General features: G+C 45.1%; 20 protein-coding genes. 12 read left to right on the forward strand and 8 right to left on the reverse strand.

Translation table 11 applies throughout. The features are described from left to right. Nucleotides 1–153 precede the first annotated feature (153 nt). Complete coding sequence (locus QMY49_RS24050) at nt 154–1,167, reverse strand: helix-turn-helix domain-containing protein (RefSeq protein WP_017189079.1); 1,014 nt, start codon at nt 1,165–1,167, stop codon at nt 154–156. 160 nt (nt 1,168–1,327) lie between these two features. Here QMY49_RS24050 and QMY49_RS24055 point away from each other — a divergent pair, with 160 nt between their 5' ends. From QMY49_RS24055 to QMY49_RS24070, 4 genes are read left to right on the forward strand one after another with little or no spacing between them, the layout of a single operon-like run. Continuing rightward, on the forward strand, nt 1,328–2,449 hold the full coding sequence (locus QMY49_RS24055) for an HlyD family secretion protein (protein WP_017819644.1): 1,122 nt from the start codon (nt 1,328–1,330) through the stop codon (nt 2,447–2,449). Then, nucleotides 2,439–3,452, forward strand: a complete 1,014-nt coding sequence (locus QMY49_RS24060) for a DUF2955 domain-containing protein (RefSeq protein WP_283314857.1) — start codon at nt 2,439–2,441, stop codon at nt 3,450–3,452. The genes QMY49_RS24055 and QMY49_RS24060 overlap by 11 nt, the downstream gene beginning before the upstream one ends. A gap of 29 nt (nt 3,453–3,481) precedes the next feature. After that, nucleotides 3,482–4,603: an AI-2E family transporter gene (locus QMY49_RS24065; RefSeq protein WP_050938032.1), complete on the forward strand. Its 1,122-nt coding sequence runs from the start codon at nt 3,482–3,484 to the stop codon at nt 4,601–4,603. Further along, nucleotides 4,600–5,256 carry a potassium channel family protein gene (locus tag QMY49_RS24070; RefSeq protein WP_005446913.1) on the forward strand — a complete coding sequence of 219 codons (657 nt, stop codon included), beginning with the start codon at nt 4,600–4,602 and terminating at the stop codon, nt 5,254–5,256. The genes QMY49_RS24065 and QMY49_RS24070 overlap by 4 nt, the downstream gene beginning before the upstream one ends. Before the next feature lie 70 nt (nt 5,257–5,326). Here QMY49_RS24070 and manA read toward each other — a convergent pair whose 3' ends face one another. From manA to uhpT, 5 genes are all read right to left on the reverse strand, one after another. Then, a complete protein-coding gene (gene manA, locus QMY49_RS24075; RefSeq protein ID WP_283314861.1) occupies nt 5,327–6,550 on the reverse strand; it encodes a mannose-6-phosphate isomerase, class I in 1,224 nt (407 codons plus the stop codon). A 118-nt stretch (nt 6,551–6,668) separates the two neighbouring features. After that, nucleotides 6,669–8,009: an MFS transporter gene (gene uhpC, locus QMY49_RS24080; RefSeq protein WP_005435249.1), complete on the reverse strand. Its 1,341-nt coding sequence runs from the start codon at nt 8,007–8,009 to the stop codon at nt 6,669–6,671. 5 nt (nt 8,010–8,014) lie between these two features. Next, the gene (gene uhpB, locus QMY49_RS24085; RefSeq protein WP_283314865.1) at nt 8,015–9,514 is read right to left on the reverse strand and encodes a signal transduction histidine-protein kinase/phosphatase UhpB; all 1,500 of its coding nucleotides are present in this window, start codon (nt 9,512–9,514) and stop codon (nt 8,015–8,017) included. Then, nucleotides 9,514–10,122, reverse strand: a complete 609-nt coding sequence (gene uhpA, locus QMY49_RS24090; protein WP_050925518.1) for a response regulator transcription factor UhpA — start codon at nt 10,120–10,122, stop codon at nt 9,514–9,516. Before uhpA ends, uhpB begins: the two co-directional genes overlap by 1 nt. 183 nt (nt 10,123–10,305) lie before the next feature. Next, complete coding sequence (gene uhpT, locus QMY49_RS24095) at nt 10,306–11,703, reverse strand: hexose-6-phosphate:phosphate antiporter UhpT (protein ID WP_005446907.1); 1,398 nt, start codon at nt 11,701–11,703, stop codon at nt 10,306–10,308. 408 nt (nt 11,704–12,111) lie between these two features. On the opposite strand from uhpT, the gene QMY49_RS24100 reads away from it, so the two are divergent. The 5 genes from QMY49_RS24100 to QMY49_RS24120 all read left to right on the forward strand — a co-directional run bounded on the left by QMY49_RS24100 (nt 12,112) and on the right by QMY49_RS24120 (nt 17,102). After that, a complete protein-coding gene (locus QMY49_RS24100; protein WP_283314870.1) occupies nt 12,112–13,125 on the forward strand; it encodes a helix-turn-helix transcriptional regulator in 1,014 nt (337 codons plus the stop codon). Nucleotides 13,126–13,402: 277 nt separating this feature from the next. Further along, a complete protein-coding gene (locus tag QMY49_RS24105; protein ID WP_005427103.1) occupies nt 13,403–14,734 on the forward strand; it encodes a metal-dependent hydrolase family protein in 1,332 nt (443 codons plus the stop codon). Between the two features lie 78 nt (nt 14,735–14,812). Next, entirely contained in the window at nt 14,813–15,445 is a 633-nt protein-coding gene (locus QMY49_RS24110) for a DUF3299 domain-containing protein (RefSeq protein ID WP_005446901.1), read from the forward strand. Nucleotides 15,446–15,556: 111 nt separating this feature from the next. Next, a complete protein-coding gene (locus QMY49_RS24115; protein ID WP_283314874.1) occupies nt 15,557–16,783 on the forward strand; it encodes a carbohydrate porin in 1,227 nt (408 codons plus the stop codon). A 100-nt stretch (nt 16,784–16,883) separates the two neighbouring features. After that, on the forward strand, nt 16,884–17,102 hold the full coding sequence (locus tag QMY49_RS24120) for a DUF6500 family protein (protein WP_017189071.1): 219 nt from the start codon (nt 16,884–16,886) through the stop codon (nt 17,100–17,102). 61 nt (nt 17,103–17,163) lie between these two features. Here the strand turns inward: QMY49_RS24120 and QMY49_RS24125 are convergent, their stop codons facing one another. Further along, the gene (locus tag QMY49_RS24125) at nt 17,164–18,867 is read right to left on the reverse strand and encodes an FAD-dependent oxidoreductase (RefSeq protein WP_283314878.1); all 1,704 of its coding nucleotides are present in this window, start codon (nt 18,865–18,867) and stop codon (nt 17,164–17,166) included. Between the two features lie 151 nt (nt 18,868–19,018). Between QMY49_RS24125 and QMY49_RS24130 the strand changes: the two genes are divergently transcribed. Genes QMY49_RS24130 through QMY49_RS24140 form a run of 3 tightly spaced genes read left to right on the forward strand, consistent with a single transcriptional unit; the run spans nt 19,019 to nt 20,193 of the window. Further along, the gene (locus QMY49_RS24130; protein WP_283314879.1) at nt 19,019–19,312 is read left to right on the forward strand and encodes an ArsR/SmtB family transcription factor; all 294 of its coding nucleotides are present in this window, start codon (nt 19,019–19,021) and stop codon (nt 19,310–19,312) included. Nucleotides 19,313–19,336: 24 nt separating this feature from the next. Next, nucleotides 19,337–19,738 (forward strand): YeeE/YedE family protein, encoded by a 402-nt coding sequence (locus tag QMY49_RS24135; RefSeq protein WP_045465622.1) that lies wholly within the window; start codon nt 19,337–19,339, stop codon nt 19,736–19,738. 14 nt (nt 19,739–19,752) lie between these two features. Next, nucleotides 19,753–20,193: a YeeE/YedE family protein gene (locus QMY49_RS24140; RefSeq protein WP_187993042.1), complete on the forward strand. Its 441-nt coding sequence runs from the start codon at nt 19,753–19,755 to the stop codon at nt 20,191–20,193. Here the strand turns inward: QMY49_RS24140 and QMY49_RS24145 are convergent. Continuing rightward, entirely contained in the window at nt 20,190–21,053 is an 864-nt protein-coding gene (locus QMY49_RS24145; RefSeq protein WP_005446894.1) for an endonuclease/exonuclease/phosphatase family protein, read from the reverse strand. The two genes, QMY49_RS24140 and QMY49_RS24145, sit on opposite strands and share 4 nt — an antisense overlap. Nucleotides 21,054–21,209: the final 156 nt, after the last annotated feature.

Consider the following 21,209-nt stretch of genomic DNA (forward strand, 5'->3'; position numbering starts at 1 on the left):
CCACGTTTTCAATTGAGGGTAACGTATGATTGTTTACTTTCGAGTTCAGGACGTAGAAGTGCTGTGTGATGAGATAGACCTCGCAACACTGATGCAAGCCAAGCTCAAGCAATTACCAAGTACCAAGCCTCAAATGGACTGAGCAGTATAACGTCACGAAGTGCTGGATGCGTTCAGCGCAATAGACTGTTTATACACTTTAGGAGATAACCCGGACACTCTTTTAAAGGCGCGCGAAAAGTGCGAAATACTGGTGTAGCCAAGTTGATTGGATATATAAGTGAGAGAGTGTCCTTCTTCCATCAATTCGCAAGAAACAGAGAACATCAATGACTCCTTAATATGTCGAAAAGAAGTCCCTTCATTCTTTAACTTTCTTTGAAAGGTTCGAACAGAATAGCTCAGCAATTGAGCCGCTTCTTCTATCGACAAATTACGCTCTCGCACATAAGGGCGCAGGAGTTCAAACACGCTATCGGTAAAACTCGTATGCCACTGAATCTGACTTGGTTCAGTGCCTAACTGTGAGTCTGATATTTGAATGGGTACGTTAAGAATGTCATCGGGAATGTAAACACCAGTCTTCTCTTGACCTACGAATATCTGGCATTGGCTAGGTACAACACTTTTTACGATGTCACTGTTGCTTCCTTGTAGGCGAACCTTGCTTGGATACCAAGTGGTTTTGGTCAAAATGCTGATGAGTTCCGTTATGTAAATGACAGCAAATGCTTCAGACCAGTCCGCAATTTGTGTGTCTTTTTGTTCAGAGAAACGACAGAACCAAGCGTGACCATGATGGGTTTCGAAACAAACATTACTGCCGGGGGAGTCTAAACTGAATATCTCATCAATGTGTTGCATTGATTCACCGATGGTTTGAAACGACACAAACTGATGCAGGACATTAGGTATAACGCGGCGGCGGAAGACCAACACTAATAAATCGGTAAATTTTGTAATGCCGAGTTGAGAAGAAGTTAAATGAATCAAACGCTTTATCGATTCAGATGGGATGTAGTCACTCTCGGTCTGGAATAAGTCCGCAGGCAAACCGGCATCACTGAGCAATTTGTGTTTGTCCAAGCCATAGTCGGCAAAGACCTCGACCAGAATACGAGCATAGTTAGTCTGAATAACGGGTAGATGAAATGTTTGATTTGGCATCAAGCGAATACTCCGTGTATGCCCAAGTGACCTTCAACCAATCTTAGCGCATAACGCACGGTTTTTGATATAGCTCGCTATTTATTCTTCAATTAATGGCAGGTTGGACAGGACGGTATATTCTTAAAATGTTCAATCTATTCAATGGCAAGGGGATAACATGTCCGAGAACGAAAACGAGAAACAGCCAACGGAAGTGGCGGAAAACAAAGAGACGAATAAAAAAGATAAAGTAAAGACGGTCACCAACTATCTGCTTTTATTTATTGTTGTCATGCTCGGCTTCAGCATTGTGTCAGATCGCATCATTCCAGTGACCGACAATGCGCGTGTTAAAGGTTATATCGTGCCAATAAAGCCCCAGGTTTCTGGCAATGTCCTCAATATTAATGTTCGTCCGAACCAACTTGTTGAAGAAGGTGATGAGCTCGTCGTTCTCGATAAATCTGATTACGAGATCGCGGTAAAGCAAGCTGAAGAGAATCTTGAAATTGCTGGGCAGAACGTTGGTGCACAAACCGCGTCAATCGCTTCGGCTCAAGCAAGATTAACGTCTGCGATTGTTGAACGCCAAAACACTGAAGCGCAAGCCAACCGTGTTCTTGCCATGGCAGAGAAAGGTGTTGTGTCGAAATCAGACGCGGACAAAGCGAGAGCATCATTGGCAACGGCGAGAGCAAACGTAGTAAATGCAGAAGCGGATCTTGAAAAAGCGAAGCAACAACTTGGCGCAGAAGGTGAAGAAAACAGCCAAGTCAAAGCAGCATTGCTGGCACTTGAGCAAGCTCAACTGAACTTAGAACGTACTGTGATTCGTGCGCCAACTCAAGGTGGTGTTTCGAACTTCAGTTTGACCGAAGGCTTCTACGCTTCAGCCGGTCAGCCAATCATGACGTTTGTGTCGACAGAAGACATTTGGATTGAAGCGTACTTCCGTGAAAACAGCTTAGGCAACGTTAGCATTGGTGACGAAGTAGAAATCGCCCTCGATTTTGTTCCCGGCAAAGTCATCAAAGGTAAAGTGAGCAGCATCGACTGGGGTGTCGATTGGGGACAAAACCAACAAGCGGGTAAGCTGGCGCAAGCCAACCAACAAACAGGCTGGTTACGCCAAACGCAAATGCTACCGATCGCTATCGAGTTTGATCGTGAAGAGGTAACGGGAATGCTACGTGTTGGCGGTCAAGCAGACGTGATTGTTTACAGCGGTGACAACTTCGTGTTCAACACCCTTGGCAAACTTTGGATTCGTCTACTGAGCGTACTGTCTTATGTCCGATAATCTGAGCATTGATAACGCAACTCAACGCCGGATTCTGCGCTTTACCATTGGTGTAGGTCTGGCGGTGTTTCTCGCTGCTTGGATTAATTGGCAACTGGCGTTTGTCGCGCCGGTATTTACCGCGAAGTTCTTGGTCGATAAGCCAAACCTTCATAGAGAAACGATTTACGAGTTGCTGCTGGCATTGATTGCCACCATGGGGTTGGGGTTGCTTCTTTCAGGAGGCATTACTCAGTACCCAATTGTTCTACTGATTGCCGTCGGTTTGATGATGGCATGGGGTTACTACTTGTTTACTGACCCCAAATGGAATCTGTTCGCGACCATTTTGTTGATTGCGGTGTTGATGTTGCCGTTTATGGCAATAAATAACCCAGCAATTTCTGTTGTGCTCGCGAGTGGCTTGGCAATTTCCGGTGCGGTATCGGTGGCGATTTTTGCCCTGGTTCATATTTATCTACCAGAGCCAGACAGTGAGTTCGCTGGTTATGCGGCTCCACCGATTGGTAAGGAGCAACGTTGGCATGCTTCATTTCGAGCCATGTTGATTTCGTTTCCTGTGGTGTGCTTCTTCTTTGTCTTTCAGATTTCAGAAGCGTTGCTCACCATGATGTTTGTCGCGTTGCTGTCTTTGATGATTACGTCAGAGAAGTCAGTCAAATTAAGCGCCTTCTTAATCATCAGTAACGGTATCGGCGGGATACTTGCCATCTTGGCTTTCTCGATTCTCGCCATTGTGCCAAGCATATTCTTTTACACCGCCTTTATTGCGTTATTGGCGGTATTGATAGGGAAGAAGATTTACACCGTGCCAGAGAAGGCACCGATATTCGTTACGGCGTTCAGTACCTTGCTTGTCTTGATCGGCAGCACGCTAATGAGCTCCGGAGATATCGACAGCAATACATTTATCCGAATCTTCCAATTGGTGTTGGTCGGGACGTACATGATCCTCGCATCACTCTTTTTGGAAACCCGACAATGGAAGTTTTTGCAAACATAACACTTAACAGACAGTGAAAAGGTAACGCTATGAAAGCTTCAAATGATTTCTCTAAACAGGCGATAGACGCCGCTATCAAGATCGGAGCCGTAGCGTTACTGATCTGGTGGTGTTTCTCTATCCTCAGTCCATTCATTATGTTGGTTGTGTGGGGCGGCATTATTGCCATCGCGCTCTACCCAGTCATGATGTCCCTTCACAATCGCTTAGGCATTTCAAAAGGTAAGGCGAGTGCGCTCCTCAGTACTATCGGTGTGCTGTTACTTTTAATCCCACTTATCGCGCTCTCATCTGGTCTATATACCAGTGGCACTGAGGTCGTCACTGGGTTACAGGATGGCACCTTAGTTGTACCTAAGCCACAAGAAAGCTTAAAAGAGATCCCTGTCGTGGGCGACAAAATGTTCGTTGCGATTAACTATGCATCGACCAACATGGAAGGCTTCTTGGTTAAGTATGGCGAGCAAGTGAAAGGCTTCCTTTCTCAAGCAGCATCTATTGTTGGCTCGGTAAGTGGTGGTTTCATCCAGTTCATCATTTCGACCATGATTGCAGGTGCGTTCATGAGCAATGCTGAAGTTTGCCAAAAAGGTTTTACCAAGCTAGCAGACCGCCTTACCAACAAGAAAGGCGAAGCGTTGATTGATCTTTCAAAATCGACCGTTCGCAGTGTCGTTCAAGGTGTGATTGGCGTTGCACTGATTCAATCTGTCATGGCGGGTGTTGGTATGGTCGCAGTTGGCGTTCCTGCTGCTGCGCTTTGGATGGTTGCTGTGATTCTGATTGCGATTGTTCAGTTGCCTCCGATTCTGGCATTGATTCCTGCGATTATTTACGTGTTTAGCGTCGAATCAACACTGGTTGCTGGCATCTTCTTAGTTTGGTGTATTTTGGTGAGCGCGAGTGATGCGGTACTGAAACCAGTACTTCTAAGCCGTGGTTCTGACACACCGATGCTTGTGACACTGCTGGGTGCACTGGGTGGTATGGCAATGTCTGGTATCGTAGGTCTGTTTGTTGGTGCTGTGGTACTGAGTCTGACTTACCAGTTGATGGTGAACTGGTTAGATGAAGATGACACTGAAGCAAACAAAGCACTGAGCATGGACCAAAAAGCGAAGGAGGAAGACAAAGCAGAGGTGGCATCATGAAACCGATGACCAGGGAAGATAACTTTTACTTTTTGTTCTTTGCACTCATTGCGTTGTTTTTCGGCTGTGCCGTGATGCATCAGTTTTATCCAGATGGGCAGGAATTTGTTCTCGCCCTTTTGGTGGTGACGCTAGGCGCTTCGATTGCAGGCATCAACAAGAAGAACAAATCCAATCGTACATGGTATGGCGTGCTACTGATTGTTGCCGTCATCTCCTATGGTATGTCGTTTTTAGAGCATTTAGATCTGTCCATTTTGACGCTAGGTGCATTACTGGTTTTCTTGTTTTCACATATATACTCGGCGCTAAAGCAGGTGGTGTTAACCAAGTCGGTCACGACAAACCACATCATCGGTTCGATTTGTATCTATCTGCTACTAGGGCTTGCGTGGGCGGTGATTTACTTGTTGGTGTTGGAGTTTTTCCCAAGCTCTTTCACTGGATTAGAAGCAAAACCTTGGCTGTCGAACTTGTTTAATGCTTTGTACTTTAGCTTTATCACATTAACGACAGTGGGCTATGGTGACATTTCACCAACGGTTCCAGTGGCTCAGTTCTTCGTTTTCTTTGAAGCGATAGTCGGGAGCTTTTACTTAGCCATCATGGTGGCAAGTCTGGTAAGTATTCGTTTGGCTCAAGCACAGAGTTAGCAAACAAATGAATGGTTTGAATGGCGGAGGTGAAAAGTCTCCGCCATTCTTATTTTAAGAGGAAATGAACTTAGCCATTAAATGCACGAGCAACGCGACCTTCACAACGGATTGTATAGCTACCCACATAAGCAGGAATGAAAGCCGATTGCCCTTTACCAAGCACTAATGTTTCGCCGCTTTTTGCAAGAAGCGTTACGTCTGCATCGATCGGCATTAAGATTTCCGCACTGCTCATCTCAACTTGTTGATCTTTTGGCTCTTGGAACACAGAGAATTTGAAGTCTTGTACAGGAACAGGGAAGCAATGCTCACACCCTTTGATTTCTGCTTTGGTTAGCAGCGTGTTCATCGGTTTTGGAATAAAGTCGGTACACTTAACCAGTTCTTCCACATCCATGTGTTTTGGTGTTAAACCAGCGCGAAGTACGTTGTCTGAGTTCGCCATGATTTCCAGACCGGTGCCTTTAATGTAAGCATGAGGTGTTCTTGCGCTTAAGAACATGGCTTCACCGGGTTTAAGCGTAATAACATTCAGCAGTAAAGGGGCAAACAAACCCACGTCATTCGGGTACTGAGCAGCAAGGTCTAAAATCAATTCGCACACAGGGCGTACTTGGTTGGCTGCTGCGTAACATAATAAGTGATCCACTACGTTAACCTTGCGTGCTTCTTCCATGGAAAGAATCTCTACGAAGAACTGACACAACCCATCTTGGTTGGGATTGAGCTCAAACTGTTCTAGGTAGCCGTTGATTTCAGGAATGTCACACAGGCGGAACTCAGCGATGATTTCATCAAACGGACGAAAGCCGTTCATTGCTTGATATTCCGTTAGGGCGTAAACCAGTTCTGGCTTGTGGTTGGCATCTTTATAATTCCGATTGAATGCACTCAGCGGTACAGCTAACTCTTGTTCTTTTGCATAACCGATCTCAGCATCTTGCTTGTTTGGGTGCACTTGAATTGACAAGGCTTTATCTGCTGCAAGAATCTTGAATAGGAAAGGTAGGTCACCAAAGGCGTCTGCCGTGCTTTGCGATAGAAACGCTGACGGATCTTGTTTGATCAATTCTGATAATGAAACCATTGTACTCGAAGCGGCAGTACTTCCTTGTTTAACGATAGAGCAACCATTCGGATGCGTACCCATCCAAACCTCGGCTTGAGGTTGTTGAGCTTCGTTAGCAAAGCCAAATAAATCGTGGATAGCCGTGCGGCTTCCCCAGTCGTAGTTTTGGATCTTATTGTCCATTTTGAAGAAGCATTTTGATGAAATAGTATTCGAATTCATGAATTTTACCCGTAGAAAACCCTCCGAACTGAATCGGAAGCAAAAAATAGTGGAGATTGGGCGGGTGAGCGGTTAACTCACCCTAAGAGGTGTAGAAGTCGCTTCTACAATCAGGTGTCTACAACCTAAGTTTGGGAGCGAGCGGCTTTCTTGAAGGTTGAGCCTGTAAGAACGGTAACAACAGCAAGCCAATAACGGCTGCGCATACCGAGATGGTGATAAAGAATCCAGTCCAGCTGTATTCTTCAAGAATCAATGCTAATGGGTAGCCAGAAAGTGCGGCACCCATGTAGGCAAACAAACCAACAAAGCCCGTTGCAGCACCAGCGGAATCTTTGTGTGAACATTCCGCTGCTGCCATTCCAATCAACATTTGTGGACCAAATACGAAGAAGCCAATTGAGAATAACCCCGCAGCTTGGAACGCAAAGTTAGTTAATGGCATCAACCACAACGCTGCGACAGATAGGAATATGCCTGCAGCAAACAAGAGGTTCATTGGACCTCGGTTACCACCGAACAGTTTATCCGATCCCCAACCAGCTACTAGAGAACCAACAAAGCCACCGATTTCAAACATCGACAATGCTGCGTTGGCATTGATTAGACTGTAGTGGTGTTGTTCTGTCAGGTACAAATTCCCCCAGTCATTGATGGCGGTGCGCACGATGTAAACCAGTACATAGCTGAATGCGAGCAACCAAATGTACTTGTTGTTGAACACGTATTGTTTGAGGATTTCTTTATAACTCAGACCTTGCCCGTGATTTTCTTGCGCCAGTTCTAACTTGTCATCACGCCATTGACCAACCGTTGGCAGTCCTTGAGTGGTCGGTTTATCGCGTAAGCGCCAACAAACAATGACACCAAGAATGACGCCGATAACGCCCGGTACGATAAAGCCTTCTCGCCAGCTGTAATGGAATGTAAGAAATCCAACGAGTAGGGGAATTAAAGCGCCGCCTACGTTATGGGCGGTGTTCCAAATTGCCCACAAGAAACCACGTTCTGAGCGCGAATACCAAGTCGTAAGTAACTTAGAGCACGAAGGCCAGCCCCAACCTTGGAACCAAGCGTTCATCACCCAAAGAGCAGCGAGTGCAACCAAAGAGCTAGAGAAGCCAAACGCGATATTGATAAGGCCCGTCGCGATTAAACCGACACCCATGAAAAAGCGAGGGTTAGAACGGTCAGAAATGGTGCCCGAGATAAACTTCGATAAACCATAGGTGATGTAGAAAAGCGTACCAATCATACCGATATCAGCTTTATCTAAACCTAAATCAGCAATCATCGCGGGTGCAGCGTAGTTGAAGGTTTTACGAGTGAAGTAAAAGCCTGCATAACCAAGATACATACCCAGCATGATGTGCAGACGCCAATAACGATAACGTTCATCTACCTGGTCTTTGCTAAGGGGAGCTTGGTTGTAGCTCGGAGACTGAAATAATCCAAACATGCTCGTTACACCTTAGGTAATGTGATGGCGATTTGTGTGCCATCCACATGATCGTTCAAAGAGTAGATATACATTTTGCCGCCGAGCGCTTGCACACGTTCTTGCATGCCGCGAACGCCCATGCCTTTCATGCAGTCTTCGGTTTTGAAACCAATGCCGTTGTCAGCGATGTTTAACGAAATGTTCTCGTCAATTGACAGCTCGATTACGATAGACGTCGCATTCGCGTATTTAGCTGCGTTGTTTAACGCTTCTTGGCATAAACGGAATAGGGTTACTTTTAGAGTGTCGCCCAAAGACTCATAGTCACCTTGCCAATCAAGTACAACGCGAGTGCCATGATTGTCGAACTCCATTTCACGGGTTAACTGGTGAACAGAGTCTTTCAAATCCAAATCATCGAGCATCTTCGGGCGAAGTTTGCTCAGCAGATGTTTGGTGGTGTCATAAACATTAAGTGAGAGGTTTTCGATCATGTCGGCACAACGTGTGTTCATTTCTGCGTTATCAACGCGCTTAATGATGCTCGCTTGGGTACGAATAGCCGTGATGTTCTGACCAATCTCATCGTGCAGTTCCCTCGCCACGTCACGACGCACCGACTCTTCCGCTTGAACGAGTTGTCGGGACAAGGTTTGGTTTCTCGACAATTCGCCACGAAGTTTTTGGTTAAGATCTTTTTGTTTCTGCACCGCTAAACCGAGCATGATGCCCGTTAAGGTTTGTGCCGAAAGGGACAACAGAAGGTCAGTGATTTCCAGATTCGAAACACCACTGCGCGCAGCAATCAGCGCAATACTATTTAACATGGTCGCAAGTAAGGCACCTTGCCAGCCGTAGCGTAGCGCAAGCACAATGATTGGGATTGCCATGCAGAAAGGCGCGAAGCGTTTTAACTCATCCGGCAGGCTGGTTTGAACCAAAATGCTGGCAATCAACAACACACTATAAAGCAGAATATGACGAACTTTGAACTGAACTTCGTTGGCTAACAAATTCGAGGTCAGCGGTGACCAAGGGCTTTGGAAAAGGTAGTTCCAAAGCAAGTAACACATTGGCAGAACCAACAAACCGCCCGCAATGCTCGCCAACCATGCCATGTAGACAGATTGAACGTGATAACCAACCGCAAGTACGTTAATGCAAGACGTCACGAGTAACACGACCGCCATAACCGCTAAATGCTGGTTCTGATCGCCTTTGTAATAACGCTTAGCAAGGTAAACAACCGGCATGCTCAGGAAGCTGGCAACCAACACCATTAGCCATTGCGGCTGTTCAAGAAGTAGAGCAAGAGCAACGGTCAATCCCCATTCGGCGAGATAAATCGTTGCCCAATACTTTGTACGCGTATGCAGTGTTAGTCCCAAACGCAACGCAAAAGGGAACAACAAGATCGCGAGCTCCGCATCGTTCACAAAGTAATAAGCGATCACCCACAGACAGAACCACGAGCATCCTGTCATGAATAAACCGCAAATGGAGGTGATGGTGTAGCTACGCATTAAAACGACTCTTGCGAGAACAGTTTGGCGAGTTCAACGTTGTTCTTTACGCCAAGCTTATCCATGGCGTTTGCACGGTGAACGTGAACGGTTTTATGGCTTAAGCCAAGCTCAGTGGCGATTGATTTCACATCTAAACCACGAGCCAATAATTGGCACACTTCGTTTTCTCGGCGAGTCAGTTGAGTCAGCGTTGCCGCTTTGTCACTTGGTGTCGCGAGCTTCAACGCAATATCAGGCGTTAAATAACAACCGCCCAAAGCACTGGTTCGTACGGCTTGAATCAACTCGTCAGGACTACAACGTTTACTTAGGTAACCTTTTGCGCCGAGTTTAAGTGACTTTTCAACCATTGCGGGAGAGTCGTGCACGCTAAGCATGACACAAGCAATGCCTGAAGGGATTTCGGAGAGTAGGGTAAGCCCACTTTCGTCTGCCATCGAGATATCTAGGATAACTACATTTGGCTTGCACGCAGGTAATCCCACTCGAGCTTCTGCTACCGAGCTAAATTCACCTACAACATTCATGTCTGTCTCAAGGCTCAACAACTGAGCAAATCCAGAACGAACGATGACATGGTCATCAACAAGCGCTACGTTAATCATCTTAAATACCAAACTTCAGCAATACACAAACGAAAATGAGCTCAATACCAATCGGCGCTAGATAGGAGACAATCCTTTGGCACCTTTGATATAGAGAGCTCAATAAAAACCTACTATGATACTAAATTGACCAAGTTTATTTAATGATCTAGCGCGCTTTGACTAGCAAAGCGCGCTGTTTGATTAAGCTTGGTTTTCTGCGAGTTCAAGCTTCTTCTTGTTTTGACGAATCTTTTTCTCTTCTGCAATAGCAACGAAAGCAAGCAAAACAATACAAATCATTGCTGAGGTATCTAGGGCAGCGAACGTGCCTTTCCACCCCGTTAGACCAAAGATTGGTGTACCGTCTGCAATCATACCTAGACCCAACTTCGCGAAGCTGTCACCAATTAGGTAAGCGAATGTGCCTTTTACGCCATCTGCCACACTGATTGCTTTTTTAGGAACAAAGCCAACCGCAGCAACACCGATAAGTAGTTGAGGACCAAACACAAGGAAGCCAAGAACAAATAGTGACGCTAGGTACATGAACTCACTGGTTGCGTGTTGGTAGAACTCAAGTGATACGATGATCAAACCCAAAGAAACACAAGCCACTAGCGCACGGCGACCATTCGCAAGGTCAGATAAGTAACCCCACATCAATGTGCCGACTAACGCACCCACTTCGAATAGGGTGAAGCCAGAGATTGCTGCTTCTTTTGATAGACCAAGTTCTTGGTATGCGTAAACCGTTGACCATTGGTCGATACCGATACGCACGATGTAAAGGAAGATGTTTGCGAAGCAAAGTAGCCAGATCACTTTGTTTTTCAGAACGTATTCAACAAAGATCTCTTTCTTAGTCATTTGATTGCCTTCAGCCGCTTCGTCTTCTTCGCTGACTGCTTCATCAAATAGCTCTTCTACTTTACCTAGACCGTAGGCTTCCGGAGAGTCGTTACCATAGCGCATACCGATGAAACCAACGATGATCGCAATGATAGAAGGGAACACGAACATGCCGATCACGTGACCGTCGAACAAGTAGTTTGCACCAAACAGAGCCACACCTGCAGCACCCGCACCACCTACGTTGTGAGACATGTTCCAAAGACCTAGGTAAGAACCTCGTTTGTTACGCGGTGTCCACTTAGTGATGGTCGAGTAACTAGAAGGACCACCAGTACTTTGGAAGAAACCACTTAGTGCGTAGAACGCTACCATCAAGAACAAGCTCGCGCTGCCACCGCCCATGCTGAAACTGAAACCAAGCATTGCCAGACCAGAAAGGATAAGCATGAAAGGAAGGAACTGCTTGGTGTTTTTACCATCGGCATAGTAGGAAACCACGGTCTTACCGATACCGTAAGTAATCGAGAAACCGAGACCAATCAAACCTAGATCTGTCATCGACAAACCGTAAGTAGAAATCATGTCGTTTTGTGCGACGTTGAAGTTTTTACGGATCAGGTACATCGTCAAATAGCCAATAAATACCACTAGGTAAGATTGGATAAATGGTTTGAACCACATTTTTCTACGCGCTTCGACTGGAAGGTCTAGGGTAGGCTTCCGGACTTGTTCAAGGAATTTTAACATCGTGAACTCTCTTGTATTAGTGTGATGCACTTGCGTGCTCGCTTTCTTTTAACTGCTGGCGATTGTAGAGAGTCCTCTTTTTAACTACATGAGAGGAGGGCTTAGATCGACTAGGAAAAATTCCTAGAAAACGATTGCTGATTAAGAAAGCGTGAAAATCATCACATTCATAGAAGTATAAATAGCGCTTTAAATAGTGCTTTAAAAGTGAATAGAACGTATCTGTGGCGTGAATTGGCAAGTTCTTGAACAGGCAATGATCTATGTTGAATGCCAATGTGCGTTGGCTCTTCTGTTCAGAGTGAGTCGTCTCTCATTATCAAATTGCACTTGGATTGTGACTAATGACAGCCCGGAAGTTTGTGCTTAAACTAAAATAATCCTTGGTATTTTAAGATGATAGCTTTCATGCCCAATACAGATATTCCTTTGGTCCACTCGGAAGAAGTAAAGCTGTTTGCCACGATGCTCAATGAGCTTGATGGTGATATTCATTCATTACTTGAAACCGCACGTATGCCACAGGATATCTTATCCAGCCAATCCTCTAATGCGTTTGTGCCAGAAAGTGCATTAAAGTCGGTATTTCAAACCTTAGGTGAAAGAGCATCGCCCGAGAAGTTTGCCTTGCTTACTTGGACGCTTTGTCACGATATCTACGTTCCTAGGTTTGCCAATCAAATTACCCAAACGCACTCACTTAAAGCGGCATTAGAAGAAGTCTCCCAACTGCTAAAACAGATCTCAGATAATGTCAGTCTTTCGGTCGTATCGCGTGGCGGTAAATGGTGGCTCGTCAGAGAAAAACAAGACGCAAACAGAGAATGGTTTCGTTACGCGGAAATGTTCTCCGCCATGTTTATGAATGAACTACTCAAAAAGCTTGTGGGTTCACAGTGGCGATTGGCGGAGGTCGGGATTCAAGACATAGAAGCCGAGCCATTCAATCTATTGCCTGGGATGAAAAGCGCCCAGTTCTTTACTGGAAGACCGGTTACTGCTATTTCGATTCCGAACGAATGGATTAACCAGCCGATTGCTTTCATGCCATCTCAAACGGCGCCAAACACGAGTTTTCGTGGTGAGAATGATAAGTTTAGTGATGCATTAGCAAGGGCGCTGACGCCTTATCTCTCGATGGGAAAGATCTCTATCCAGTTTGCTGGTGAACTGATTGATATGAATGCTCGAACCATTCAAAGACGGCTGGCGAGCGAGAACACAACTTATCGAGAAGTGATCGAAGGGTTAGTACTTAAACAAACGCTGGAACTGTTAGCGGACCGAGACCTCAGTATTACGCACATTGCACTCAAAACAGGCTATTCAGATTCTGCTCACTTCACCCGCGCGTTTAAGCGAATGATGAATCTCACGCCTAAAGCGTATCGTCAGTCTTTGTTGTGCCCCTCCGTCAAATGAAACGTAACACATAAAGCCTCTGAATAATCGGAGGTTTTTGTCTCAACTCGCATTTCTTTCACAATATCCGCATGTTGTCGTGTAAAGGCAATTAAACCGCCTTGAAAGTCGTCATGATGACTTCTATGTTTTTAACGTAAGCCGTCTGTTTCATATGTTTTTTGCCTGATCAGTCGTTTTTGGTGATCACAGAAATAGATGCCCTCATAACACCGCTGTTCTGACAGGGAAGTTATAGGAAATGGACCCCAACTATCCAAAAAACGTAGGTGTAATAATGACAATTTCTAAGAAGAACCTTTCTTTTGTTGCGCTATCTTGTGCATTTGCCTTAAACGCGAATGCAGCATCGACACTGTTTACTAACGTTGATGTTTTCAATGGCACCGATGAAAAGCTACTTCAAAACCAAAATGTCTTAGTCGTGGATAACATGATTAAGGAAATCTCACCGAAACCAATTAAAGCTGATAAGCAAACAACGACAATTAATGGCGAAGGCTTAACCATGATTCCTGGCTTAATCGACATGCATTCCCACATGTGTATTCAAGAAGGTATGTTGGTTGGTAGAGATGGTTATGATCAAATGGCGATGGGGGCTCGTGCTCATGTTTCCATGATGCAGTATCTCGACCAAGGCTTTACGACGGCTCGTGATGCAGGCTGTAATATTCTTGGTATCGCAAAAGCCATCAACAATGGTTTGCTTGAGGGACCGCGATTGTTTCCTGCGGGGGGCTTCTTGAGCCAAACTGGTGGTCACGCGGATACCGGTAGCTTTAACGATGTTCCAGGACGCGTTGACGATCTTGAACGCCACGGCTTTGGCTATATCGTCGATGGCGAGACAGAAGCTCGTCGTGCTGCACGTCAGAACTTACGTTCGGGCGCGACGCAGATTAAAATAATGGCCGGCGGTGGTGTTGCGAGTGAGTTCGATCCAATTCACATGACGCAATTCTCTAAACAAGAGATGGAAGCGATTGTTGGCGTAGCAGAAGATTACGGTACCTACGTTATGGCGCATGCTTATCATGATCGTTCGGTTAACCGTGCCATTGATGCTGGCGTAAAAGTGATTGAGCATAACTTCTTAATTTCCGAAGAAACCATTAAGCGAATGAAAGAAAAGGGTGTGGCACTTTCTGCACAAGCTGTGATGTCTCTTGAAGCCTTTGCTGAACCTGAAAAGATCACCTTCTTCAGCCCGGATCAAAAAGCCAAAGCGACCAAAGTAAACGAAGGCGCGAAGCAAATGTTTGAATGGGCGCGTAAATATGACCTGTTGATTGTTACTGGTGGCGATATGTTTGGCCCTGCATACAATACGCGCCAAGCAGATAACATGGTTTGGATGGAGAAAGTCGGATTTACACCATATGAGATCATGAAGATGGGCACATCGAATGCCGCAGAAGTACTAAGCTGGTCGGGCGGCATGAATCCATATAAATACGGAAAACTCGGCGTTGTAGAGCCGGGCGCTTACGCTGATGTAGTGCTGGTGGATGGGAATCCTCTGCAGGACATCACAATTCTTAACGATTACCAAGATAAATTCAAAGTAATTATGAAAGACGGCAAGATCCACAAGAATACCTTGTAGTAAACTCTTTCGACTATTTGGGGGCGCTATTGTCCCCAAATTTTTCTCTAAAAGACAAAGAACTATTCAAGGGAACGTATGAAGAAGTACCTATTGGCTGGCTTAGTTTTGCTGGCTTCATCAAATGTATCCGCCGATCAATTAAGCTGGGAGCAATTGTTGCCAGTGGATGTCCCTCAGATTGAAGACCCATTTGTAAAACTCACAGACCAACAACTTTTTGAACTTGGTTCTCTTGCAAGATACCGTGATGCTCAAAATCTTAATGAGCAACAGAAACAAACCATGAAGGAATTAGAAGACAGCTTAAAGGCTGACGACTTAGACATTGAATGGTTGTTCAAAAAGCGCGAAGAGATTACTCAGCATCGTCGTATGTTGGCATCAATGCCAAACACAACACTTACTGAAGATACTTATGAAATTCCTGGCTTTGTAACGCCGGTAGAATTTAACAATGACGTTGTCACAAAATTTTTCCTTGTTCCAACTATGGGCGCTTGCATCCATACGCCACCGCCACCTGCAAACCAGATTGTTTTGGTCGATTATCCGAAAGGTTTGAAACTGACTTCTCTTTACGAGCCAATTTGGGTGAAAGGGGATCTGCATGTGAAAAAGACTAAGGCGGATGTTTCATACTCTGACGGAGCTTCGAACGTAGAAACCATCTACCAGATGGACGAGGTTTCAATTCGACCTTATCGATAAGAGTACACCACCGAAAATACAAAAAGCAGTGAGCTGTCGCTTAATGGCAATTTTCAATACGCTGAATCATTAAACTCTTTTTCTAGAAATCAATTTAATGAGAAACCAGACATGAAAGTAACTGTTCCAAAGCTTAGTTTTATCGCTCTTTCACTTGTAATGGCGTCATCGATTAACGCGGCGAACTTTGGTAGCCCTGATACGGTTGACAATACCATTGCTGAAAATGCTCGTGAAAAACGCACTTGGCGAGAGTCACTAGCGGAAGATCATAACTTAACGTTTGGTTTGGATTACCAAGCGCTTGGCTTAACGGCGTCAGACCCGCAAAGTGGCGGTGAAGATACCGCAAGTGCTGGTGTTGCTCGTTTTTATGGTAGCTGGAATCTGGTTGGTCTTGAGTCTGGAAATACGGGCGGATTGGTTTGGAAAGTCGAACACCGCCATGCTTATAGTGATTTGTCACCAAAAGAGTTTAGCTTCATCGGCAATGGGTTAGGTTATGCAGGTATGATTGGTCCAGCGTACAGTGATCAAGGTGCTCGCCTAACTAACCTATATTGGAAACAAAAGCTCAATGGTGGCAAAACCTCGTTCATGGTGGGTTTCTTAGATACCACTGACTATGTTGATACATACGCTTTAGCCAGTCCGTGGACCGGATTCAGTAACCTTGCATTCAGTACTGGTGGTGGTTCCATTGGTCTACCGGATGATGGGATTCTCGGCTTAGCTGTCGGCCACATGCTGACTGATAACTTCTATATGGTTGCAGGTGTGGTCGATGGTAAAGGGCTTTCAGATGAACCATTTGATGGCTTCGACACCTTATTCAACGATCATAAGCTGTTTACAACGTTCGAACTGGGTTGGACGGCGTCACAAGACCAAATCTATACCGACAACGTTCATTTAACCGCTTGGCATTTGGATGGCGACACGCAACATAACCTGACGAATAAGGACAGCGGGCAGGGTATTAACTTTTCAGCAAGCTACTTTGCTACAGAGCAATTAATGCCATTTGTTCGTGGTGGCTTCTCGGAAGGCGATGTGGCACTTTATGATCGCTCCCTAACGGTGGGAATTGGTTACTTTGGTTTAGGTAAACCAACCAACAACCTAGGCTTAGCCATTAACTGGAGCCATGTTAACGATAACCTAGAACACGCTTATGGTGTGGATGACTCTGAACAGTTCACTGCCGAGCTTTACTACAACATGCAGTTGAACGACTACATCCAAATCACACCGGATATTCAATACATCAAAGACCCAGCATTTTCGAACAAAAGCAGCACTTGGGTATTAGGTCTTCGTGCGAGAATATTCATCTAGATGATTATGTTTATTTGCCTTACTAAGAATAACTGTATATAAATACAGTTATTCTATTTTTTGGGCTAATTTTGCTGTCGCAAAGAGAAAGGGAAAGGCAATGAACATCGCGTTAAGAGACAAAATCATTCAGGTGTGTAAGAAGAAAATAGAGCAGAAAGGCGACAATGTTGGCGTGTCCTTTTATGCCTTTTTCGCTAATAAGAATGACAATCCTGAGTTATTGATGGAAGCGGCGACTTGGTGGATTCAAATTCATCAACTCGATCACTTCGAAAAAGCGACCAAGATTATTCAATTAGTCGAATCTGAAATGTAGAAAGGGGCACATAATGTGCCCCTTTTTTTCAGCCCTAAACTTAGATATTTATAATCAGAGATTAAGCTCTTGCGAACTTATAGGTACGGTAACCACCAAGTAGGTTACGTGCTTTAAATCCTGAATTGACCAGTTGACGATAAGCGACGTTACCGCGCAAGCCGACCTGACAGTAAATCACGATCTCTTTGTCTTTCGGCAGTTCATTCATACGTTGGCGAAGTTGGTCGACAGGAATATTGATTGCGCCATCAATGAAGCCGACAGATTCCAATTCTCCCGGATTACGAACATCGAGCAGAACTTGGTCCTCTGAGAGGTTGTCGATTTCATCAAAATGAATCGCTGTTGCGTCACCTTTAATGATGTTATTCGCAACGAAAGCCGCTTGGTTAATCACATCTTTCGCTGAACCATACGGTGGCGCGTAAGTGAGTTCAAGGTGTTGTAGTTGTTCTACTGTCATACCAGCACGCTGAGCAACTGCCATTACGTCAATGCGTTTGTCAACGCCGTCTTTACCTACTGCTTGCGCACCTAAAATCTTTCCGGTTGCTGGATCAAACAGCATTTTGAACGACACAGTTTCTGCGCCAGGGTAGTAACTCGCGTGGCTGGCTGTGTGGACATACACTTTTTCATAAGTGATGTTGTCACGTTTTAGCTGTTTCTCGTTTTTACCAGTAGAAGCGACGGCTAAATCAAAGATCTTGCAGATCGCCGTGCCTTGCGTACCTTGGTAAGTTTCTTGGCGACCAAGCATGTTGTCTGCTGCCATACGACCTTGACGGTTTGCTGGTCCCGCCAACGGAACAAGGGTTTGTTCGCCAGTGACAAAGTCTTTCTCTTCAACCGCATCACCAACGGCATAGATAGAAGGATCGCTGGTCTGCATGTACTCGTTGGTGTAAATACCGCCTAGTGCACCAATTTGAAGACCGGCTTCTTGCGCGAGTTTTGTTTCAGGGCGTACACCAATTGCCATGATCAGGATATCGGTATCAAGCTGGTCACCATTGTTTAGAGACAGCGTCAGTTTTCCTTGAAGGTGTTGGTGTGTGTCATCTTCACCCGCTTCTATGTTAGCGACAGATTGGTTCGCCACAAATTCAACAGAAGATAGAGCAACGCCTAAGCGCAGGTCGACGCCTTTCTCTCGGATTTCTGCATGAGCAAAACCGGCCATTTCTCGGTCAACGGACGTCATCACTTGATCCGCCATTTCAACCAATGTGGTTTTTACGCCAAGCTGGTGGAAGGCTTCCATCATTTCCAAACCGATGAAACCACCACCAACGACCGTAGCGTATTCCACTTTGTTGGTTTCGATCGTCTTAATGATGCGATCCATATCTGGGATATTACGCAGCGAATGCGTCAATGGGTTATCAATACCCGGAATAGGCGGCACAACTGGACCTGCACCAGGGCTAAGTAGAAGAAAGTCGTAGCTCTCTTGGTATTCAGAGCCATCAAGTAGGTTCTTAACCGTAACCGTTTTATCTTGGCGGTTAATTGAAACCACTTCGTTCATCACACGAACATCAACATTGAAACGCGCTAAAAAGCTTTCAGGCGTTTGAAGAAGCAGTTTGCTGCGTTCTTGGATATCGCCACCAATGTGGTACGGCAAGCCACAGTTTGCAAATGACACAAATGGACCGCGTTCAAACATAATGATTTCTGCGTCTTCACTAAGACGACGAGCGCGAGCTGCTGCAGATGCACCGCCAGCAACACCACCAATAATCACGATTTTGCTCATGGATTTCTCCTACTGAATGATCGAAAACGCCTACACCTTACTTAAACAAATTAGCTATGTCTAATGTTAATTTAACTATATTAGCATTGACTTAATAATATTAATTAGTAATATCTAATAAAACTTAACGTATTGATGAAGGGGCATAAGAATGGGCGACAGTATGCTACAAAGCGCGACTGAAGCGAGTGAGCTACTTAAAATTATGGCTCATCCGGAACGCTTAATCGTGATGTGCAAGCTGATTGAAGGCGAAAAAGGAGTCGGTGAACTGTTTGAAGGCTCAACATTAAGCCAATCAGCCTTTTCACAACACCTCACCGTATTGAGAAAACACGACATCATCAAAGCTCGAAAGGTGTCTCAGCAGGTGTTTTATTCGATTTCTGATGGAAGAGTCGCTTCGCTGATCGAAGCGTTTAACCAAGTTTTCTGTAAGCAATAATTCAAACTTTATATCGAGGTTGTTATGTTTGAAGTTCCTTGGATGTCGCTTTTGGGCGGCGTCATGGTTGGCGCATCAGCGGTGATATTGATGCTTTTCACTGGTAAGACGGCGGGAATTAGCGGGATCTTAAATGGCGCTGTTGAGAATACAGATCGCGTTTGGCGAATTGTGTTCTTAATTGCGATGGCATTAGGCGGTGTGTTTGCTGTTTATGCCCTTGGCGGACACGTACCAACTGAGTACAGCGGTTCTCTTGGTTTGGTTGTCGTTGCTGGTTTGCTTGTCGGAGTCGGTACACGTATTGGTAATGGTTGTACAAGTGGTCATGGTATTTGCGGAATGGGGCGCTTCTCTGTCCGTTCTGTTGTCGCGACGTGTACTTTTATGGCAACAGCCATGTTAACCGTCTTGCTAGTATCGTGAGGAATAGTGTCGTTATGAAAACTGACGTAATGAAAAGTATTAAGCAAATTTCCATCGTTGCATTTTCTGGTGTGCTCTTCGGCATTGGTATGGTCATTTCCGGTATGGCAGACCCGGCAAAAGTGATCGGCTTTCTCGATATTACCGGTTCATGGGACCCAAGCTTAGCCTTCGTTATGGGCGGAGCACTTGCGGTGTTCATTCCTGCTTATCTGTTATTAATAAAGCCAAGAAGCAAATCTGTGTTTGGTGATGAGATTGTCTGTCCGACTTCTAAAACGATAGACAAAAAGCTAGTTGGTGGTGCAGCACTGTTTGGTATTGGTTGGGGCTTATTGGGTGTGTGTCCTGGTCCTGCGGTTGCCAGCCTTTTTACTGGCAACGTACAAGTTCTGCTCTTTATAGCGGCAATGTTGGTTGGGTCATTCACCGCTAAAAGAGTGGTTCGTGGCTAAAAAGAGAGCGTCGTAGATACCGGGCAATGATCACTCAGCTTATAGTCGAGCACATCTTGTGTTTTAAAAACGGTTTGAACACCTGACGACGCCTTTAAATCACCACTTACTATGATGTGATCGATCACAGAGCGGAATTGGTGGGTTTTATTCGGATTACGATTAGAACGCACTTTACATTCCGCTTTGGTATTTTTGGTCACTAGCTTTGCATTGGTACTGTCCGATAGCACGTCCCATAACCAATCTCCTCGATAACCCAAATTGTGGTTAAAGTCGCCAAGCACCACATATTGTTGTTTGTTGTCCTCGCGCGCTTTTATCCATTTGGCTAGTGCCTGTCCTTGTTGTTTCACGATCTTACAATCGCGATTATTGCGATACGCACCACTGCATCCCGCTTTTAGATGCACAGAGAGTAGGTGAGTCTCGTTGTCTTGGTTTGGATTCAAGACAAGGTAGCTGGCGAAGCGGAGCTTGCTGTTGCCTCGTGTGATAGAAAAGTCTGGTTTGTCCAACACGCTCATACCATTACGTACCGCAAAACCGGTGTATTGATTGGTGTCATTGAACTGAAGGTGTCGGTTGGAGGCGTTTGAACGATCGGACAGATAAATAGTGAAATCATTGCCAACGGCTTTTTGGATTGCGGCGACACTTTCGACTTCTTGAAAAGCGAGAATATCGACTTGTGTTTTATCCACATAGTGGGTCAGTTTTTCAAAATCTTGTGGTGTTCTAGACACTTTTCCACCATCTATAGATAGCCATTCAATATTCCAGCTGGTTAATTTGACGGAATTTTGAGCAAATGAAAGAGAACTAAAAAGTAATATTACCGTAACAAAAAGTGATCGCATTTTGGTCTATCGCACTCCTATAATTTAGCGCATTCCTTTCCATCCTTTATCCTATAAGACCTCGAAAAAAAGCAAGTGGATTTCGCTCCAATTTTGCAATTTTCACAGTTTTCTTCGCAAGTGAGATCAACGCCAATAAGATCGATTTGTTCTTGT

The sequence above is a fragment of the Vibrio harveyi genome, assembly GCF_030060435.1.
GTDB lineage: Bacteria > Pseudomonadota > Gammaproteobacteria > Enterobacterales > Vibrionaceae > Vibrio > Vibrio harveyi.